Origin of the sequence: Saliniferula longa (assembly GCF_050789285.1) — a bacterium.
Taxonomy (GTDB): Bacteria; Pseudomonadota; Alphaproteobacteria; order Rhodobacterales; family Rhodobacteraceae; genus CAVPWP01.
On the sequence record NZ_JBOUVX010000001.1, the window covers coordinates 253219 to 267159 of the forward strand.

The following is a 13941-nucleotide window of genomic DNA, read 5'->3' on the forward strand; positions in this document are numbered from 1 at the left end:
CGGGGCAGATCCGCCGCCCGCCGCCTGCGATCAGACCTGAAGGCACCAGCGCAGGATGGCCTTCTGGGCATGCAGGCGGTTCTCGGCCTCGTCGAAGACCACCGACTGCGGCCCGTCCATCACCGCACTTGTCACCTCTTCGCCGCGATGGGCGGGCAGGCAGTGCATGAAGACCGCCTGCGGCCCGGCCTTCTGCATCAGCGCTTCGTTCACCTGGTAGGCGCGCAGCAGGTTGTGGCGACGTTCGCGGGTGGACTGGGCATCGTGCATCGAAACCCAGGTGTCGGCGACGATCAGGTCGGCGCCGGCAACGGCCTTCTCGACATCTCGCTCGATCGTCACGGTCGCGCCTTCGCGCCGGGCGAGGTCGATGAACGCGGCCTCGGGGTCAAGCTGCTCGGGGCCCGAGAAGGTCATGTCGAAACCGAAGCGCCCCGCGGCATGCAGGAAGGACGCGCAGACGTTGTTGCCGTCGCCCGTCCAGACCACCTTGCGCCCCGCGATCGGCCCCCGGTGTTCCTCGAAGGTCAGGACGTCGGCCATGATCTGGCAGGGGTGGGTGCGGTTCGTCAGCCCGTTGATGACCGGAACGGTCGCATGTTCGGCCAGTTCGAGAAGCGTCGATTCCTCGAAGGTGCGGATCATGATGAGGTCGACATACCGGCTGAGGACCCGCGCCGTGTCGGCGATGCTTTCGCCGTGGCCAAGCTGCATGTCGCTGCCCGACAGGACCAGCGTTTCGCCCCCCATCTGGCGCACGCCCACGTCGAAGGACACGCGTGTCCGGGTCGAGGGCTTCTCGAAGATCAGCGCGACCATCCGACCGTCGAGGGCCTTGTCGTCGTCGGGGGCGGCCTTGGGCCGGCCGGCCCGCGCCTGCTTGATCGCATGCGCCCGGTCGATCATCGCGCGAAGGTCGGCGGGGTCGGTCTTGTGGATGTCGAGGAAATGTCTCATGCGCCCGCTCCTTCAGGCCGCCAGCGCCGAGGCGGCCCGATCGAGGCGTGTCAGCGCCTCGGCGATTTCGTCGTCGGAGATGGTCAGCGGTGGCAGGATGCGCACCACGTTGTCGGCGGCGGCGACCGTCAGCACGCCCGCGTCATAGCCCGCCTTCACGACGTCAAGGTTCGGCACCCGGCATTTCAGCCCCAGCATCAGGCCCGATCCGCGCACCGTCTCGAAGACCTTGGGGTGGCTTGCGACCAGCCCTTCGAGCTTCTGGCGCAGGGCGCCGGCCTTGCGGTTGACGGTGTCCAGAAAAGCCGGATCGGCCACGATTTCCATCACGGCGGCGCCGACCGCGCAGGCCAGCGGGTTGCCGCCATAGGTCGACCCATGGGTGCCGGCCGTCATGCCGGCCGCCGCGGCTTCGGTCGCCAGAACGGCGCCCAGCGGAAAGCCCCCGCCGATGCCCTTGGCCACCATCATGATGTCGGGCGTCACGCCCGCCCATTCATGGGCGAAGAGCTTGCCCGTGCGGCCCATTCCGCACTGCACCTCGTCCAGCACCAGAAGCGCGCCGGTTTCGTCGCAAAGATCACGCAGGCCCTTCAGGCACTGGTCGGGCAGGGGGCGGATGCCGCCTTCGCCCTGCACCGGTTCGATCAGCACCGCGGCGGTCCGGTCGGTGACGGCAGCGCGCAGCGCCTCGTGATCGCCCCAGGGCAGGTGCACGAAGCCCGGCAGAAGCGGCGCAAAGCCCTTCGTCATCTTCTCGGACCCGGCCGCGGCGATGGCCGCGCTCGACCGGCCGTGAAAGGCGCCGTCGAAGGTGACGATGTCGACGCGGTCCTCGCCCTTCTCGTACCAGTACTTGCGCACCATCTTCACCGCCAGTTCGCAGGCCTCGGTACCCGAGTTGGTGAAGAACACGGTGTCGGCGAAGGTCTCGGCCACCAGCATGTCGGCCAGCCGCTGCTGCTCGGGCACCTGGTAAAGGTTCGAGACATGCCAGAGCTTGCCCGCCTGTTCGGTCAGCGCCGCGACAAGCGCGGGGTGGGCATGGCCAAGCGCGTTGACCGCGATGCCCGCGCCAAGATCGAGGAAGCGTCGCCCGTCCGTCGCCTGAAGCCAGGTGCCCTCGCCCCGCTCGAAGGCGAAAGGCGCGCGGTTGTAGGTCGGCAGGATGGACGGGATCATGGGTCGTGTCCTTGAAGTGCAGGCCGTAGGGGTGCCAGTGGCGGGCGGCCAAGTCAACGATTTGAGGATGTAAGGCTGCGCCCACAGGCGCAAGGGATCGCAGGCTGACAGGTCAGCGTCGGCGGCGTCGGATATCCGGGGTCCCAGCGATCATGGCGATCCGATAGCCTGCTGCCCCGGGCCTGTCCAGCCCCCAAGCCGAGGGCGCGGTCTTCCGCGCCGGGGCGGGCCGTCAGGCCTTCATCCTGTGGCCGGTGCGAAACCAGTGCCAGCACAGGGCAAGGATCGCGGCGGTCGTGACCGTGCAGACCAGCAGCCCCAGCCAGGGCGAGCTGTCCGAGACGCCGATGGTGCCATGGCGCAATCCGTCGATCAGGTAGAACACGGGGTTGAGGTGGATCAGCCATTGCAGCCCGCCGGGCAGGGCCTCGATCGAATAGAAGGTGCCCGACAGAAAGGCGAGCGGCGTGACCACGAAGTTGGTGATGGCGGCCATCTGGTCGAACTTGTCGGCATGGATCGCCGCGACGATGCCCAGACCCGACAGCATCGTTGCCCCAAGCAGCACGAAGACCGCCGCCCAGACCGGGTGGGCAAGGCCCGAGCCGGTCAGAAGAAGCAGCACGACGCCGGTCGTCAGCGCGACCAGAACGCCGCGCACGACGCCGCCGGCGACATAGCCCGCCACCAGTTCGGCCGGGCTCAGGGGCGGCATCAGCGTGTCGACGATGTTGCCCTGCACCTTCGAGATCACGATCGAGGACGAGGTGTTGGCGAAGGCGTTCTGGATCACCGTCATCATGATGATGCCGGGGACGAGGAAATGCAGGAAAGGCACCCCCATCACCGCGCCTCGCGCGGGTCCGATCGCCAGCGCGAAGACGGCAAGGAACAGACCCGCGGTCGCCAGCGGGGCCAGCAGGGTCTGGCTCCAGACGTTGAGAAAGCGACGCACCTCGCGCTCGGCCAGGGTGTATAGCCCAAGACGGTTCCACCGCCCGAAGCGCCGGATGCCCATTTCCACGAAGTCCGCCATGCGATGGTCTGTCCTTTTGCTGCCTGCGCCGCTTGTAACTCCCCCCACCGTGACTAGAATAGGGACTTCGCATGAGACAAGCCCCCGCGCCGACGGCGCCCGGGCATGAGGCAAGGGTTTTCGATGTCCTGGACGGATGAACGGGTCGAGCAGCTGAAGAAGATGTGGTCCGAAGGACAGTCGGCCAGCCAGATCGCCAAGGAACTGGGCGGTGTGACCCGCAACGCCGTGATCGGCAAGGTGCACCGTCTGGGGCTGTCGAACCGGTCGGGCGCGGCCCCGGCGAAGGCACCCGAGACGCCCAAGCCCGCGGCCAAGGCCGATCCGGCGCCCGCGCCCAAGCCGACGGCCGTCAAGCCCGATCCGAAACCCGAAGAGACGCGCCCTGCGCAATCGGCGGCGCCGGTGGCGCGCAAGCCGGTGATCACCGCAGGGCAGCCCCTGCCGCCGCAACCCTCGGCCAACGAGATCAGCCCCGAGGCCCTCGCCTCCGTCCGCGAGATCGAGAAGAAGGCCCGCCGGATCACCCTGATGGAGCTGACCGAGCGGACCTGCAAATGGCCGATCGGCGACCCGGCGACCGAGGATTTCTGGTTCTGCGGCCTGCCGGCGCAACCTGGAAAGCCCTATTGCGAGGCCCATGTGGGCGTCGCCTTCCAGCCGATGTCGAGCCGCCGCGACAGGCGCCGCTGATCGCGCTGAGGCGCGGCCCCACGATCATCCGGGCGGGATCACTCGGCCGGGATCGTGGCCCGGACGCCTTCGCCTTCCTTGGGGAAGGGCACAAGGCGCTGCGTGTCCTCGTCCCAAAGCTTCAGACGGAACGACCGGATCGCTTCAGGCCACTCGATCGTGCGCAGGCCGAAGTCCTCGCGCAGGGCGCGGTGGCACTTGCGCAGCCGGTAGCTGGGGATGCGGGGGTTGAAGTGGTGCAGGTCGTGATAGGCGATGTTGCAGGTGCCGATGTCCCACCAATGCCCGAGATCGAGCGCCGACGACCCCTGAAGCGCCGCCTTCTCGATCGAGAGGTCGGGCTTGCGGTCCCACCAGGTGTCCTCGAAGTTGTGCTGCAGGAAGACAAGGAAAACGCCGATCACGCCGGCCACGAAGACCGTCGCCAGCCAGACGAACAGCCCCGCAGTCCCCCAACCCAGCCAGATCAGCCCGACCCACGCCGCCAGCGCTGCGTTGTGCGCCATCACCCCCATCCAGCCGATACGGCCGGCGTTCTTAGGCCAGCGATACCGCACAAGGTAGGTGAAAAGGCCGCCGACGGGCAGCAGGAACAGGGGGTTGCGGTACAGACGGTAAGCCAGGCGTGTCCAGGTTCCGGCCTCGTTCCATTCGCGCACCGTCATCGTGTGGATCTCGCCCGAGTCGCGGTGGTCGAGGTTGCCCAGATGCGCGTGATGCGTGTTGTGGTTGACCTGCATCGCGCGATAGGGCGTCAGCGTGAAGGTCGACAGCCCGTGTCCCGCCAGATCGTTCCAACGCTTCTTCTCGAACAGCGAGTGGTGTCCGCAATCGTGCTGAAGCACGTAAAGCCGGACCCCGGCGAAAGCGTTGACGATGATCAGCGGGCCGGCCAGCCACCAGAACTGGGAAAGGCTCAACGCCAGCCAGAGCGTGGCGAAGTAGGCCGCGAACGACCCGAAATAGCTTAGAAGACCGATCCGGTCATCCTTGGCGCAGTAGGGAATGGTCGCCTGTCTGATCGTTGTCATCGATCGTCTTCCGCCCATCGAACCAGGGCCCGGGAATCGGTCCCGCGACCCGATGTTTCGCCCTGCGCAAGATCGGCAAGTTTCGTATGAATTTCAAGACATGGTGCCCCGGCCGTCGGGACAGGCGTCAGCGCCCGTGGTCGACGCCCGTGGTCAGCGACAGTGGCGCGCGACCTCGCTCGCGCGAAGCCCGGTTTCGACCAGCAGGCAGCGGTTGCGGGCTTCATAGTAGTAGCCGCGCGCGTACCAGCCGACGGCCTCGGCCTCGTCACCGTCGGCGACAAGCCACGCCCCCCGCAGATAGCGCACCGCGTAGCGCAGGTTGGTTTCGGCATCCAGAAGGTCGGACGGCGATCCCTTGAACCCCATGGCCCGCGCCGTTTCCGGCAGGATCTGCATCATGCCGTAGTAGGGGCCATTGCGGGCCTCGGCCCGATAATCGCTTTCGCGCTGGATCACCCGATGCACAAGCGAGGGCGGCACGTCGTAATAGTCGGCGTACTGATCCACGAGCGCGCGAATTTCCATGGTCTCGCCTGGATAGAGCGACTGGGGTGCCGCCCGTGTCACCGTCTCTGGAGCGCCGCACGCGGCAAGGATCAGCGGAATTGCGATGACGCTGAAGCGACGCAAGATCTTGTGCATGGACTGTCCCGGTTCCTGCCTGTTGACGCGACGCTAGCCTCGGGCGGCCGATCCGGGCAAGACGGCAGAAGGGCAGCCGCGGACCCGTCGGCAATATTCCGCCATCTCCCACTCTCTTCCCACGGGCCCGGGCATGCCCTATAGGGCGCAGCCATGACCACGAACCCGCCCGACCTGCGTCCCGACATCGCCCACGCCGCCGTTCCCGAGACGCGGCGCGAGGGCCAGCCGACGATCGGCATGGTCAGCCTTGGCTGCCCCAAGGCGCTGGTCGACAGCGAGCGCATCCTGACGCGCCTTCGGGCCGAGGGATATGCGATCAGCCCCGACTACGCGGGCGCCGAAGCGGTGATCGTGAACACATGCGGCTTCCTCGACAGCGCCAAGGCGGAAAGCCTCGAAGCCATCGGCGAGGCGCTGAAGGAAAACGGCCGCGTCATCGTCACCGGCTGCCTCGGGGCCGAGCCCGCATACATCACCGGCGCGCATCCGAAGGTCCTGGCCGTCACCGGCCCGCAGCAATACGAGGCGGTGCTCGACGCCGTCCACGCCGCGGTGCCGCCCGCGCCCGATCCGTTCATCGACCTTCTGCCGCCTTCGGGCGTCAAGCTCACGCCGCGGCACTACAGCTATCTGAAGATTTCCGAAGGCTGCAATCACAGCTGCCGCTTCTGCATCATCCCTGACATGCGCGGCAAACTTGTCAGCCGCCCCGCCCATGCCGTGATCCGCGAGGCCGAGAAGCTGGTCGAGGCGGGCGTGAAGGAACTGCTGGTGATCAGCCAGGACACGTCGGCCTATGGCGTCGACATCCGTCATGCCGAGGACCGGGGGCATCGTGCGCATATCACCGATCTTGCCCGCGATTTGGGGTCGCTCGGACCATGGGTGCGGCTGCACTATGTCTATCCCTATCCTCATGTCCGCGACTTGATCCCGCTGATGGCCGAGGGTCTGGTGCTGCCCTACCTCGACATTCCGTTCCAGCATGCGCATCCCGACACGTTGCGGCGCATGGCCCGCCCGGCGGCGGCCGAGAAGACGCTTGATCGGATCGCGGAATGGCGGTCGATCTGCCCCGAGATCACGCTGAGGTCGACCTTCATCGTCGGCTACCCGGGCGAGACCGAGGCCGAATTCCAGACGCTGCTTGATTGGCTTGACGTCGCGCAACTCGACCGGGTCGGATGCTTCCGCTATGAAAACGTCGCCGGCGCGCGGTCGAACGCGCTGCCCGATCACGTGCCCGAGGACGTGAAGGACGACCGCTGGCACCGCTTCATGGAAAAGGCGCAGGCGATCTCGGCGGCGAAGCTTGCCGCGAAGGTGGGCCGCCGGATCGAGGTGATCGTCGACACCGTCGACGACGAGGCCGCGACCTGCCGCACGAAAGCCGACGCGCCCGAGATCGACGGCAACCTCTTCATCGACGACGGCTTCGAGGGGCTTGCCCCCGGCGACATCGTCACCGTCGAGGTGGACGAGGCGGGCGACTACGACCTTTGGGGCCGCCGCGTCTGACGCCTCAGCCGTAGAGCCCCCAGAGGATCACCGCCCAGGCAAGGCCCGCCGCCACCGCCGCGACGGCGACCGCGCCGCTCGCCGCGTCCTTCGACGCCTTCGCAAGCGGGTGCGACGCGGTCGAGATGTAGTCGACCGCGCGCTCGACGGCGGTGTTCAGAAGCTCGACCACGAGGACCAGAAGACCCAGCGCCAGGATCAACGCGCGCTCGCCCGTTGACAGGGGCAGCGCGAAGGCAAGCGCCGCGGAAAGCGCGTTCGCCACGACCCAGGTGCGAAAGGAATACTCGGTCCGCCAGGTCTCGGCGAGGCCGTCCCAGGACCACAGGGTGCGAAGCTTGAGCCGATGGAAGAAATACCGCGTCTCGCCCATGTCCGAAGCGGCTGTGCGCAGTTCTTCGGGCGGCGTGCCCTTCGGGTGCTCGGTCATCCCTTCATCCCGTGTTCCCCTTGCCCGCCGAAGCTATCCCTGCCGGCGACCTTGGGGCAAGCGTGGCTTCAGGTGAACTGCTCGCGCAAAAGCCGCTCTTCCAGGCCGTGCCCGGGATCGAACAGCAGCCGGTGGGTGATCGCCGGTTCGCTGCGGACTTCGACCCAGCGGACATCGCGCACCGAACGGCTGTCGGCGTCGGCCATGACCGGGCGCTTCTCGGGTTCGAGGATGTCGAAACGCACGAGCGCCGTCTTCGGCAGCAACGCCCCGCGCCAGCGCCGGGGGCGGAAAGCCGCCATCGCGGTCAGCGCCAGCACTTCGGACTGGATCGGCAGGATGGGCCCATGCGCCGAATAGTTGTAGGCGGTCGAGCCGGCGGGGGTCGACACGAGCGCCCCGTCGCATACCAGTTCTTCCATCCGGGTCCGACCGTCGACCGAGATCTTCAGCCGCGCGGCCTGCGGTCCGGCGCGCAGAAGCGACACCTCGTTGATCGCCAGCGCTTCGTGCACGGTGCCATCGGCGGTTCCCGCCCGCATCCGCAGGGGGTTGATCGTCGCCTCTTCGGCGGCCGCGACGCGGTCCGGCAACCCGTCCTCGGCGTATTCGTTCATCAGAAAGCCGATGGTGCCGCAGTTCATCCCGTAGACCGGCGTGTCGAGGTCGATGGTCGCGTTCAGTGTCTCGAGCATGAAGCCGTCGCCGCCAAGCGCCACGATCACGTCCGCAGCGCTGGCCGGGACATCGCCATAGCGCGCCTGTAGCGTCTTGAAGGCGGCCTGGGCCACCTCGGATCCGCTTGCCCGGAAGGCGATCTTCGCGGCCATTCTGACGTTCCACTGTCCCTGTTTCCGACAAGACATCGCGCGCGCCGAACGGAAACACAAGACTGGCGTCCCGGCGCGCATGGCGCAAACCGCGTATCGAAGGGCGCTTTGCAGGCTTTCTGCGCGGGCTATTTGGCGGTATGAGACCGACCAACGCTGCCCCCTGACAGGAGACGCCCATGAATGCCCCGCATCGCGACGCTGGCTTTTTCACCGAGCCCCTCGCCTCGCGCGACCCCGAGATCGCGGCCGCGATCCGGTCCGAGCTTGGCCGCCAGCGCGACGAGATCGAACTGATCGCCAGCGAAAACATCGTCTCGGCCGCCGTGATGGAGGCGCAGGGGTCGGTGATGACCAACAAGTATGCCGAGGGCTATCCCGGCAAGCGCTATTACGGCGGCTGCCAGTATGTCGACATCGCCGAAAGCCTGGCGATCGATCGCGCCTGCCAGCTGTTCGGCTGCGGCTTCGCCAATGTGCAGCCGAATTCGGGGAGCCAGGCCAACCAGGGGGTCTTCACCGCGCTTCTTCAACCGGGCGACACCATCCTGGGCATGAGCCTCGATGCCGGCGGGCACCTGACCCACGGCGCCCGGCCGAACCAGTCGGGTAAGTGGTTCAATGCCGTCCAGTACGGGGTGCGCAAGCAGGATCTGCGGGTCGACTATGACCAGATCGCCGAGCTTGCGTCCCAGCATCGGCCCAAACTGATCATTGCCGGCGGGTCGGCCATTCCGCGGCAACTCGACTTCCCGAAGATGCGCGAGATCGCCGACAGCGTCGGCGCCTGGCTTCTCGCGGACGTGGCCCACTACGCCGGCCTGATCGCGGCGGGCGAATATCCCTCGCCCTTCCCGCATTGCCATGTCGTGACCACAACCACGCACAAGACCCTACGCGGGCCGCGCGGCGGGATGATCCTGACCAACGACGAAGAGATCGCGAAAAAGGTGAATTCGGCCATCTTCCCCGGCATCCAGGGCGGGCCGCTGATGCATGTCATCGCCGCCAAGGCGGTGGCCTTCGGCGAGGCGCTGCGGCCTGAGTTCAAGACCTACCAGCGTCAGGTCATCGCCAATGCCAAGGCGCTGGCCGATCAGCTGGTGAAGGGCGGACTCGACATCGTGACGGGCGGCACCGACAGCCACCTTCTTCTGGTCGACCTGCGTCCCAAGGGCGTGAAGGGCAACGCGACCGAGAAGGCGCTGGGCCGGGCGCACATCACCTGCAACAAGAACGGCATCCCCTTCGACACCGAGAAGCCGACGATCACGAGCGGCATCCGCCTTGGGTCGCCCGCGGGCACGACGCGCGGCTTCGGAGAGGCCGAGTTCCGCCAGATCGCGGACTGGATCGTCGAGGTGGTCGACGGGCTTGCCGCGAACGGCGAAGACGGCAATGCCGCGGTCGAGGACAAGGTGAAGGCCGAGGTGGTCGCGCTTTGCGCCCGGTTCCCGGTCTACCCCAAGCTCTAGATCAGGTCGCGCCAGGCAAGAACCGCGATCATCAGAACAAGGACGACCAGCAGGCGGAACGCGATGAGCGACAGCGTGTCGAGCATCGCCCTTCGCCGGCTAGCCTTGTAGTCGAGGCTATCGAGGTAGTGGGCCGCGTCGCGATAGGCCCGTTCGATCCCGGCCTCGTCGATCTGGCGTTCAAGCTTGGGGTGGCCGCGCACCGCGCGCGCTTCGGCGATGACGGCGATCCTGTCGCGGACCCGGGCGGGCAGGGCGCGCCCCGCCTTGCGGGCGCTGTCCTCAAGGCTCTTGCCGTGAATGCCAAGACCCGTCGCGATCTTTTCGCTCAGTTCGCCCGCGCGGGCGTCCAGCTTGTCGGCCTGCATCGTTGTCCCCCCGGAATGCTCTGGCGATAGCGCAAGCCGCGCGCTATGGGAAGCGGCATGCTGGAGCGACAGGATTTCGGGACGGCGGGCGGACCGCCGCTGATCATCGGTCACGGGCTTTTCGGCTCGGGACGCAACTGGGGGGCCATCGCCCGGCGGTTGTCGGACACGCGGCATGTGGTGACCGTCGACATGCGCAATCACGGGGCCAGCCCCTGGACGGAACAACACGGCTATCCCGACATGGCGGCGGATCTGGCTGACCTGATCGACGGGCTGTCGTCCGGGGCGGCCGACGTTCTGGGCCATTCGATGGGCGGCAAGGCGGCGATGCAGCTTGCGCTGACCGCGCCGGACAAGGTGCGCAAGCTGGTCGTCGCCGACATCGCACCGGTGGCCTATGGCCACAGCCAGCAGCGCATGATCGACGCGATGCGGTCGGTCGACCTGTCGCGGGTCGAAAAGCGTTCGGACGCCGACGCCCAACTTGCCCGGGCGATCGACGAGCCCGGCGTGCGGGCCTTCCTGCTGCAATCGCTCGACGTCCCGGCGCGGGCCTGGCGACTGAACCTTGACACGCTCGAGGCCGAGATGCCGAAGATCCTGGGCTGGCCCGGGACGCCCGGCACCTTCGAAGGGCCGACGCTGTTCCTGACCGGGGCCGAAAGCGACTATGTCCGCCCCGAACATCGCGGGCCGATCCGCGTCCAGTTCCCCAAGGCACGGTTCGCGAAGATCCCCGGCGCGGGGCACTGGCTGCATGCCGACCACCCGCGCGAGTTCGAGGCCGCGGTGCGCGCCTTTCTAGACGCCTGAGCGCTCGGGGCCCGAGCTGTCGGGCACAGTCGCGCAGCCCGGCAGGGGTGCGCAGCCGCTCGCGGGAGGCTTCGAGACAGGCGAAAGGGTTGCGCGCGGCGCAGCGCGGCGGCCTCGCTCTTGGACGGGACAAGGCCCGGATGCGCCACGATCCCGCGCCAAGCGATGGTCTCCCGTCCCTGCGCGGCGACGCAGGCGAGAGCCGGCCCCAGTTCTGGTAGGGATGTCGATTTGTTGCCGATCGGCGCTGTGAGGCCACCAGATATGGTTGATCGTCTGCGCGTTCGCGTGTATGTGTGCCCCTACAGGTGCATGGACGCGGTAATGCATCAGCTGACGCTGAAGGGGCTCGGGGGTCGAATGGCACCCGGGCCCTGTGCGTTCTTGGGGGGGGGAGCGTTAGACAGGAAAAAGGCGCCAGGTGCTCAGACGCGGTCTTCGCATCGTGCCTCGCGGCACACCCTGACGCCTTCCTGATCGGGAGCGCCGCCCGAAGGGGGCGTCCGTCTCAACCCGCCTGTCCTTGCGGACCTGCGGAGCCGCTTTCGGACCGAGGTCCGTCCGCGACGCGCTCTGACCCTGGCCGCCGGTGGTTCCGACCGCTTTCCGAAGAAAGATGCCGGCCCGTTCCGCCGCCCTGGCCGATCTGCCGCGCCGCCCGGTTCCGAAGTCCCGTTACGCCGCGCCCCGATCGTCCGGGTCTTGCGCCCCGCCCGGTTCCCGAAGGCCCGTTGCGGTGATCCAACCGTTGCGCCAAGCCCCGATTCCCGCAAGGAAAAAGCACTGCAGCATCGAAATTTCATGGGGATAAAGCTTTGATTTTCCTCTGGAAAAGCCTGTGGATAAGCGGGATTTCCGACGCCGTCGGGGGCACTTGGTCGAAATCCCGCGACCCCGCCGAAAAGGCCCGGCGCGGCCCCCGTCTTTCTGCGCCTGCGAAGGCCGCGACCGGCCCGGATCAGTCCGACAGGCGCTTGGCGACCATCCAGCTGACCGGGAAGGACAGCACGAATCCCGCGATGCCGGCGATGGCGATGGGCACAAGCGTGTCGTAGCCCAGCACCAGCGCCAGGATGATGGCCGAACCCGCGATGGTCGAGCCAAGGAAGATGTGGATGATCAGCATGAGCGGCAGCATGGCGCCTTCCCCCGTGTGGAATGTCATGGGAAAGACATTAGCGAAGGCGCATGTGTGGCGCATTGACATGCGTCAGGTCGGCGGCAATCCGAAGTTTACTTGAACAGCCCCGCCGCCGCGTTGCGGATCCCGCCCGAGGCGCGGCCGCTGGCGTTCATGTAGCTTTCGATCCCCGCGCCGCCGCCCTTGCCGGTGACCGTGTGGCGCGAGATGGCGTTCCCCGAGAAGAACACATACCCGGCGGCCAGGGCGATCGCGATGAGAAGCGGTCCACGCATGGACAGGCAAAATACCGCGGCTTTGTGGCGGGATTGGGGCCGGCAGATGAACGGTGGGTTAACGGTGGCGCGCCCGGAAGGGGCCCGGACGCGCCGCGCGGGTCAGGCCCGGGTCAGGCCAGGGTCACGCCGGGGCGGCATAGGCCGAGGCGATCTGCCCGGCCTTCTTCTGGATGGCCGTGAACTCGTCGGTGGTCAGGGCGCGGACCGTCTGGATGTTCGTGATCGCGCCCGATCCGCCCGCCACCATGAGCGCGGCCATAAGCCCGTCGATGTCGGGGCTGTCGGTCGAGACGACCATCAGGAAGTCGCTGGGGCCGGTCGTGACGTAGTACTGCTCGAGCGTGCCGCCCCCGGCCGCCGCGATCTTGGCCGCGGCCGCCCCGCGGTCGCTTGGATGCGCCATCATTCCCTTCATGGCAGACGCGGTATAGCAGCCGGTGATGATGTGTCTGGGCATGGCTGGTCCCTCCCGGGGGGGCGCGCTTCCGGTGGTCCGCACCATCGCGAGGCCGATCCGGCCCGCAGTCCCCCGGGGGGAGTGTAGCACGGATCGGGCGGGGGCGGGTGTGAACCGGGTTGCAGAAGGGGGCTACCTCCCCGAGCTAACGCTCGATCCCCAGAAGCCGGTAGAGCCACGAGAAGAACTCGTCCCCGTAGATGGTTCCGATCCCCGAGAAGACCGCGACGATCGCGATCAGGTGTCCGGGGGACTTTCGCCAGTCATGGGGAGGTTTCATGTTGGGCCTATGTGGTAGGGTGCGTGTTCACACGCACCATAGGTGAGCGCGGGAGGGGGATCGATGGTGCGTGCGAGCACGCACCCTACGGCTTGCTACCACACTACGGCTTGCTACTACGCAGCCAAACGAAAGAACTCTATTTCTTAGTCATCGTGGCGAATCTCTGCTCACAATCGAGCTTGATCGCTTCTAGGATGAAGTTCCTTAGGCAGGGTCCAACTTCCGCTGTTCCTTCAAGCGTTCCAAGGCGGCCGTGCGAAAATGCGTTTCGGAAGCCAACAGCAACAGCGTATAGATTGCGAACTTCTCCCCCTTCGAACTCCTCAATTTTTGCAATCAGGTTTGCACCAAGTTTCTCGTCTTGCGCTCGCTTCAGGCGCACAAAGAATTTTTCATCTAGAGGAATCTCATTGAACGTAGCGCAGTGTGCCGTTGCCAACTCTGAACTAATGATATCGAAGTATACTCTGTGCCACTTCTCATCAAATAGGCGACAGTATGCCTCAAAGGCCACTACAGAAAGCGACATCATTACCTGCGCACTGTAGTGCTGGGGAGTGTTCGAACTTTCGGGATAGCCCTCCAGAGTCAGAGACCTAAATGCCTTCGCCAGTCGGTACTTTGCTGCTGCCTGAGAGAGATTCCTAGCATCGATGCAACGTTTGGTGGGTGCGAGTTCAAAAACGTACCCACCTCTATTGGCTGCGGTCAAGTCTGCTCCTGCTGCCATCGCAGCAGCATGCAGCTTGACGAAGAAATCTGGCGCATTATCGAATGGCATACACCCAATCCTTCAAC

The 13941-nt window shown here is 66.5% G+C and carries 17 protein-coding genes; 4 read left to right on the forward strand and 13 right to left on the reverse strand.

The window, feature by feature from the left end; all coding sequences use genetic code 11:
- Positions 1 to 30: 30 nt before the first annotated feature.
- The 3 genes from argF to ACRDNQ_RS01145 all read right to left on the reverse strand — a co-directional run bounded on the left by argF (position 31) and on the right by ACRDNQ_RS01145 (position 3175).
- Positions 31 to 957, reverse strand: coding sequence for an ornithine carbamoyltransferase (argF, locus tag ACRDNQ_RS01135; protein ID WP_431826781.1), 927 nt, complete (start codon positions 955 to 957; stop codon positions 31 to 33).
- 12 nt (positions 958 to 969) lie between these two features.
- Complete coding sequence (locus ACRDNQ_RS01140; protein WP_431826782.1) at positions 970 to 2139, reverse strand: aspartate aminotransferase family protein; 1170 nt, start codon at positions 2137 to 2139, stop codon at positions 970 to 972.
- Between the two features lie 232 nt (positions 2140 to 2371).
- A complete protein-coding gene (locus ACRDNQ_RS01145; RefSeq protein ID WP_431826783.1) occupies positions 2372 to 3175 on the reverse strand; it encodes an ABC transporter permease in 804 nt (267 codons plus the stop codon).
- Positions 3176 to 3298: 123 nt separating this feature from the next.
- Here ACRDNQ_RS01145 and ACRDNQ_RS01150 point away from each other — a divergent pair, with 123 nt between their 5' ends.
- A complete protein-coding gene (locus ACRDNQ_RS01150) occupies positions 3299 to 3868 on the forward strand; it encodes a GcrA family cell cycle regulator (protein ID WP_431826784.1) in 570 nt (189 codons plus the stop codon).
- Positions 3869 to 3906: 38 nt separating this feature from the next.
- On the opposite strand, the gene ACRDNQ_RS01155 is transcribed toward ACRDNQ_RS01150, so the two are convergent.
- A complete protein-coding gene (locus tag ACRDNQ_RS01155; protein ID WP_431826785.1) occupies positions 3907 to 4899 on the reverse strand; it encodes a fatty acid desaturase in 993 nt (330 codons plus the stop codon).
- A 153-nt stretch (positions 4900 to 5052) separates the two neighbouring features.
- Positions 5053 to 5544 carry a transglycosylase SLT domain-containing protein gene (locus ACRDNQ_RS01160; RefSeq protein ID WP_431826786.1) on the reverse strand — a complete coding sequence of 164 codons (492 nt, stop codon included), beginning with the start codon at positions 5542 to 5544 and terminating at the stop codon, positions 5053 to 5055.
- 153 nt (positions 5545 to 5697) lie between these two features.
- On the opposite strand from ACRDNQ_RS01160, the gene rimO reads away from it, so the two are divergent.
- Positions 5698 to 7065, forward strand: a complete 1368-nt coding sequence (gene rimO, locus ACRDNQ_RS01165) for a 30S ribosomal protein S12 methylthiotransferase RimO (protein ID WP_431826787.1) — start codon at positions 5698 to 5700, stop codon at positions 7063 to 7065.
- Between the two features lie 4 nt (positions 7066 to 7069).
- Here the strand turns inward: rimO and ACRDNQ_RS01170 are convergent, their stop codons facing one another.
- Both ACRDNQ_RS01170 and ACRDNQ_RS01175 read right to left on the reverse strand, forming a co-directional pair.
- Positions 7070 to 7495, reverse strand: a complete 426-nt coding sequence (locus tag ACRDNQ_RS01170; protein ID WP_431826788.1) for a diacylglycerol kinase — start codon at positions 7493 to 7495, stop codon at positions 7070 to 7072.
- 68 nt (positions 7496 to 7563) lie between these two features.
- The gene (locus tag ACRDNQ_RS01175; RefSeq protein WP_431826789.1) at positions 7564 to 8325 is read right to left on the reverse strand and encodes an NAD kinase; all 762 of its coding nucleotides are present in this window, start codon (positions 8323 to 8325) and stop codon (positions 7564 to 7566) included.
- A 179-nt stretch (positions 8326 to 8504) separates the two neighbouring features.
- On the opposite strand from ACRDNQ_RS01175, the gene glyA reads away from it, so the two are divergent.
- Positions 8505 to 9800: a serine hydroxymethyltransferase gene (gene glyA, locus ACRDNQ_RS01180; protein WP_431826790.1), complete on the forward strand. Its 1296-nt coding sequence runs from the start codon at positions 8505 to 8507 to the stop codon at positions 9798 to 9800.
- Here glyA and ACRDNQ_RS01185 read toward each other — a convergent pair.
- Entirely contained in the window at positions 9797 to 10168 is a 372-nt protein-coding gene (locus ACRDNQ_RS01185) for a hypothetical protein (protein WP_431826791.1), read from the reverse strand. The genes glyA and ACRDNQ_RS01185 overlap by 4 nt on opposite strands.
- Before the next feature lie 57 nt (positions 10169 to 10225).
- On the opposite strand from ACRDNQ_RS01185, the gene ACRDNQ_RS01190 reads away from it, so the two are divergent.
- The gene (locus ACRDNQ_RS01190) at positions 10226 to 10984 is read left to right on the forward strand and encodes an alpha/beta fold hydrolase (protein ID WP_431826792.1); all 759 of its coding nucleotides are present in this window, start codon (positions 10226 to 10228) and stop codon (positions 10982 to 10984) included.
- Between the two features lie 958 nt (positions 10985 to 11942).
- On the opposite strand, the gene ACRDNQ_RS01195 is transcribed toward ACRDNQ_RS01190, so the two are convergent.
- The 5 genes from ACRDNQ_RS01195 to ACRDNQ_RS01215 form a co-directional block, all read right to left on the reverse strand.
- Positions 11943 to 12149: a CTP synthetase gene (locus tag ACRDNQ_RS01195; RefSeq protein WP_431826793.1), complete on the reverse strand. Its 207-nt coding sequence runs from the start codon at positions 12147 to 12149 to the stop codon at positions 11943 to 11945.
- A 68-nt stretch (positions 12150 to 12217) separates the two neighbouring features.
- On the reverse strand, positions 12218 to 12400 hold the full coding sequence (locus ACRDNQ_RS01200; protein ID WP_431826794.1) for a hypothetical protein: 183 nt from the start codon (positions 12398 to 12400) through the stop codon (positions 12218 to 12220).
- A gap of 124 nt (positions 12401 to 12524) precedes the next feature.
- On the reverse strand, positions 12525 to 12860 hold the full coding sequence (locus tag ACRDNQ_RS01205) for a GYD domain-containing protein (protein WP_431826795.1): 336 nt from the start codon (positions 12858 to 12860) through the stop codon (positions 12525 to 12527).
- 145 nt (positions 12861 to 13005) lie between these two features.
- Complete coding sequence (locus ACRDNQ_RS01210) at positions 13006 to 13140, reverse strand: hypothetical protein (protein ID WP_431826796.1); 135 nt, start codon at positions 13138 to 13140, stop codon at positions 13006 to 13008.
- 139 nt (positions 13141 to 13279) lie between these two features.
- Positions 13280 to 13924: a hypothetical protein gene (locus tag ACRDNQ_RS01215; protein WP_431826797.1), complete on the reverse strand. Its 645-nt coding sequence runs from the start codon at positions 13922 to 13924 to the stop codon at positions 13280 to 13282.
- Positions 13925 to 13941 lie beyond the last annotated feature (17 nt).

Bases quoted from the DNA above. Each gene is read 5' to 3' on its own strand.
- argF (WP_431826781.1), bottom strand. From the start codon at position 957: ATGAGACATTTCCTCGACATCCACAAGACCGACCCCGCCGACCTTCGC.
- ACRDNQ_RS01140 (WP_431826782.1), bottom strand. From the start codon at position 2,139: ATGATCCCGTCCATCCTGCCGACCTACAACCGCGCGCCTTTCGCCTTC.
- ACRDNQ_RS01145 (WP_431826783.1), bottom strand. From the start codon at position 3,175: ATGGCGGACTTCGTGGAAATGGGCATCCGGCGCTTCGGGCGGTGGAAC.
- ACRDNQ_RS01150 (WP_431826784.1), top strand. From the start codon at position 3,299: ATGTCCTGGACGGATGAACGGGTCGAGCAGCTGAAGAAGATGTGGTCC.
- ACRDNQ_RS01155 (WP_431826785.1), bottom strand. From the start codon at position 4,899: ATGACAACGATCAGACAGGCGACCATTCCCTACTGCGCCAAGGATGAC.
- ACRDNQ_RS01160 (WP_431826786.1), bottom strand. From the start codon at position 5,544: ATGCACAAGATCTTGCGTCGCTTCAGCGTCATCGCAATTCCGCTGATC.
- rimO (WP_431826787.1), top strand. From the start codon at position 5,698: ATGACCACGAACCCGCCCGACCTGCGTCCCGACATCGCCCACGCCGCC.
- ACRDNQ_RS01170 (WP_431826788.1), bottom strand. From the start codon at position 7,495: ATGACCGAGCACCCGAAGGGCACGCCGCCCGAAGAACTGCGCACAGCC.
- ACRDNQ_RS01175 (WP_431826789.1), bottom strand. From the start codon at position 8,325: ATGGCCGCGAAGATCGCCTTCCGGGCAAGCGGATCCGAGGTGGCCCAG.
- glyA (WP_431826790.1), top strand. From the start codon at position 8,505: ATGAATGCCCCGCATCGCGACGCTGGCTTTTTCACCGAGCCCCTCGCC.
- ACRDNQ_RS01185 (WP_431826791.1), bottom strand. From the start codon at position 10,168: ATGCAGGCCGACAAGCTGGACGCCCGCGCGGGCGAACTGAGCGAAAAG.
- ACRDNQ_RS01190 (WP_431826792.1), top strand. From the start codon at position 10,226: ATGCTGGAGCGACAGGATTTCGGGACGGCGGGCGGACCGCCGCTGATC.
- ACRDNQ_RS01195 (WP_431826793.1), bottom strand. From the start codon at position 12,149: ATGACATTCCACACGGGGGAAGGCGCCATGCTGCCGCTCATGCTGATC.
- ACRDNQ_RS01200 (WP_431826794.1), bottom strand. From the start codon at position 12,400: ATGCGTGGACCGCTTCTCATCGCGATCGCCCTGGCCGCCGGGTATGTG.
- ACRDNQ_RS01205 (WP_431826795.1), bottom strand. From the start codon at position 12,860: ATGCCCAGACACATCATCACCGGCTGCTATACCGCGTCTGCCATGAAG.
- ACRDNQ_RS01210 (WP_431826796.1), bottom strand. From the start codon at position 13,140: ATGAAACCTCCCCATGACTGGCGAAAGTCCCCCGGACACCTGATCGCG.
- ACRDNQ_RS01215 (WP_431826797.1), bottom strand. From the start codon at position 13,924: ATGCCATTCGATAATGCGCCAGATTTCTTCGTCAAGCTGCATGCTGCT.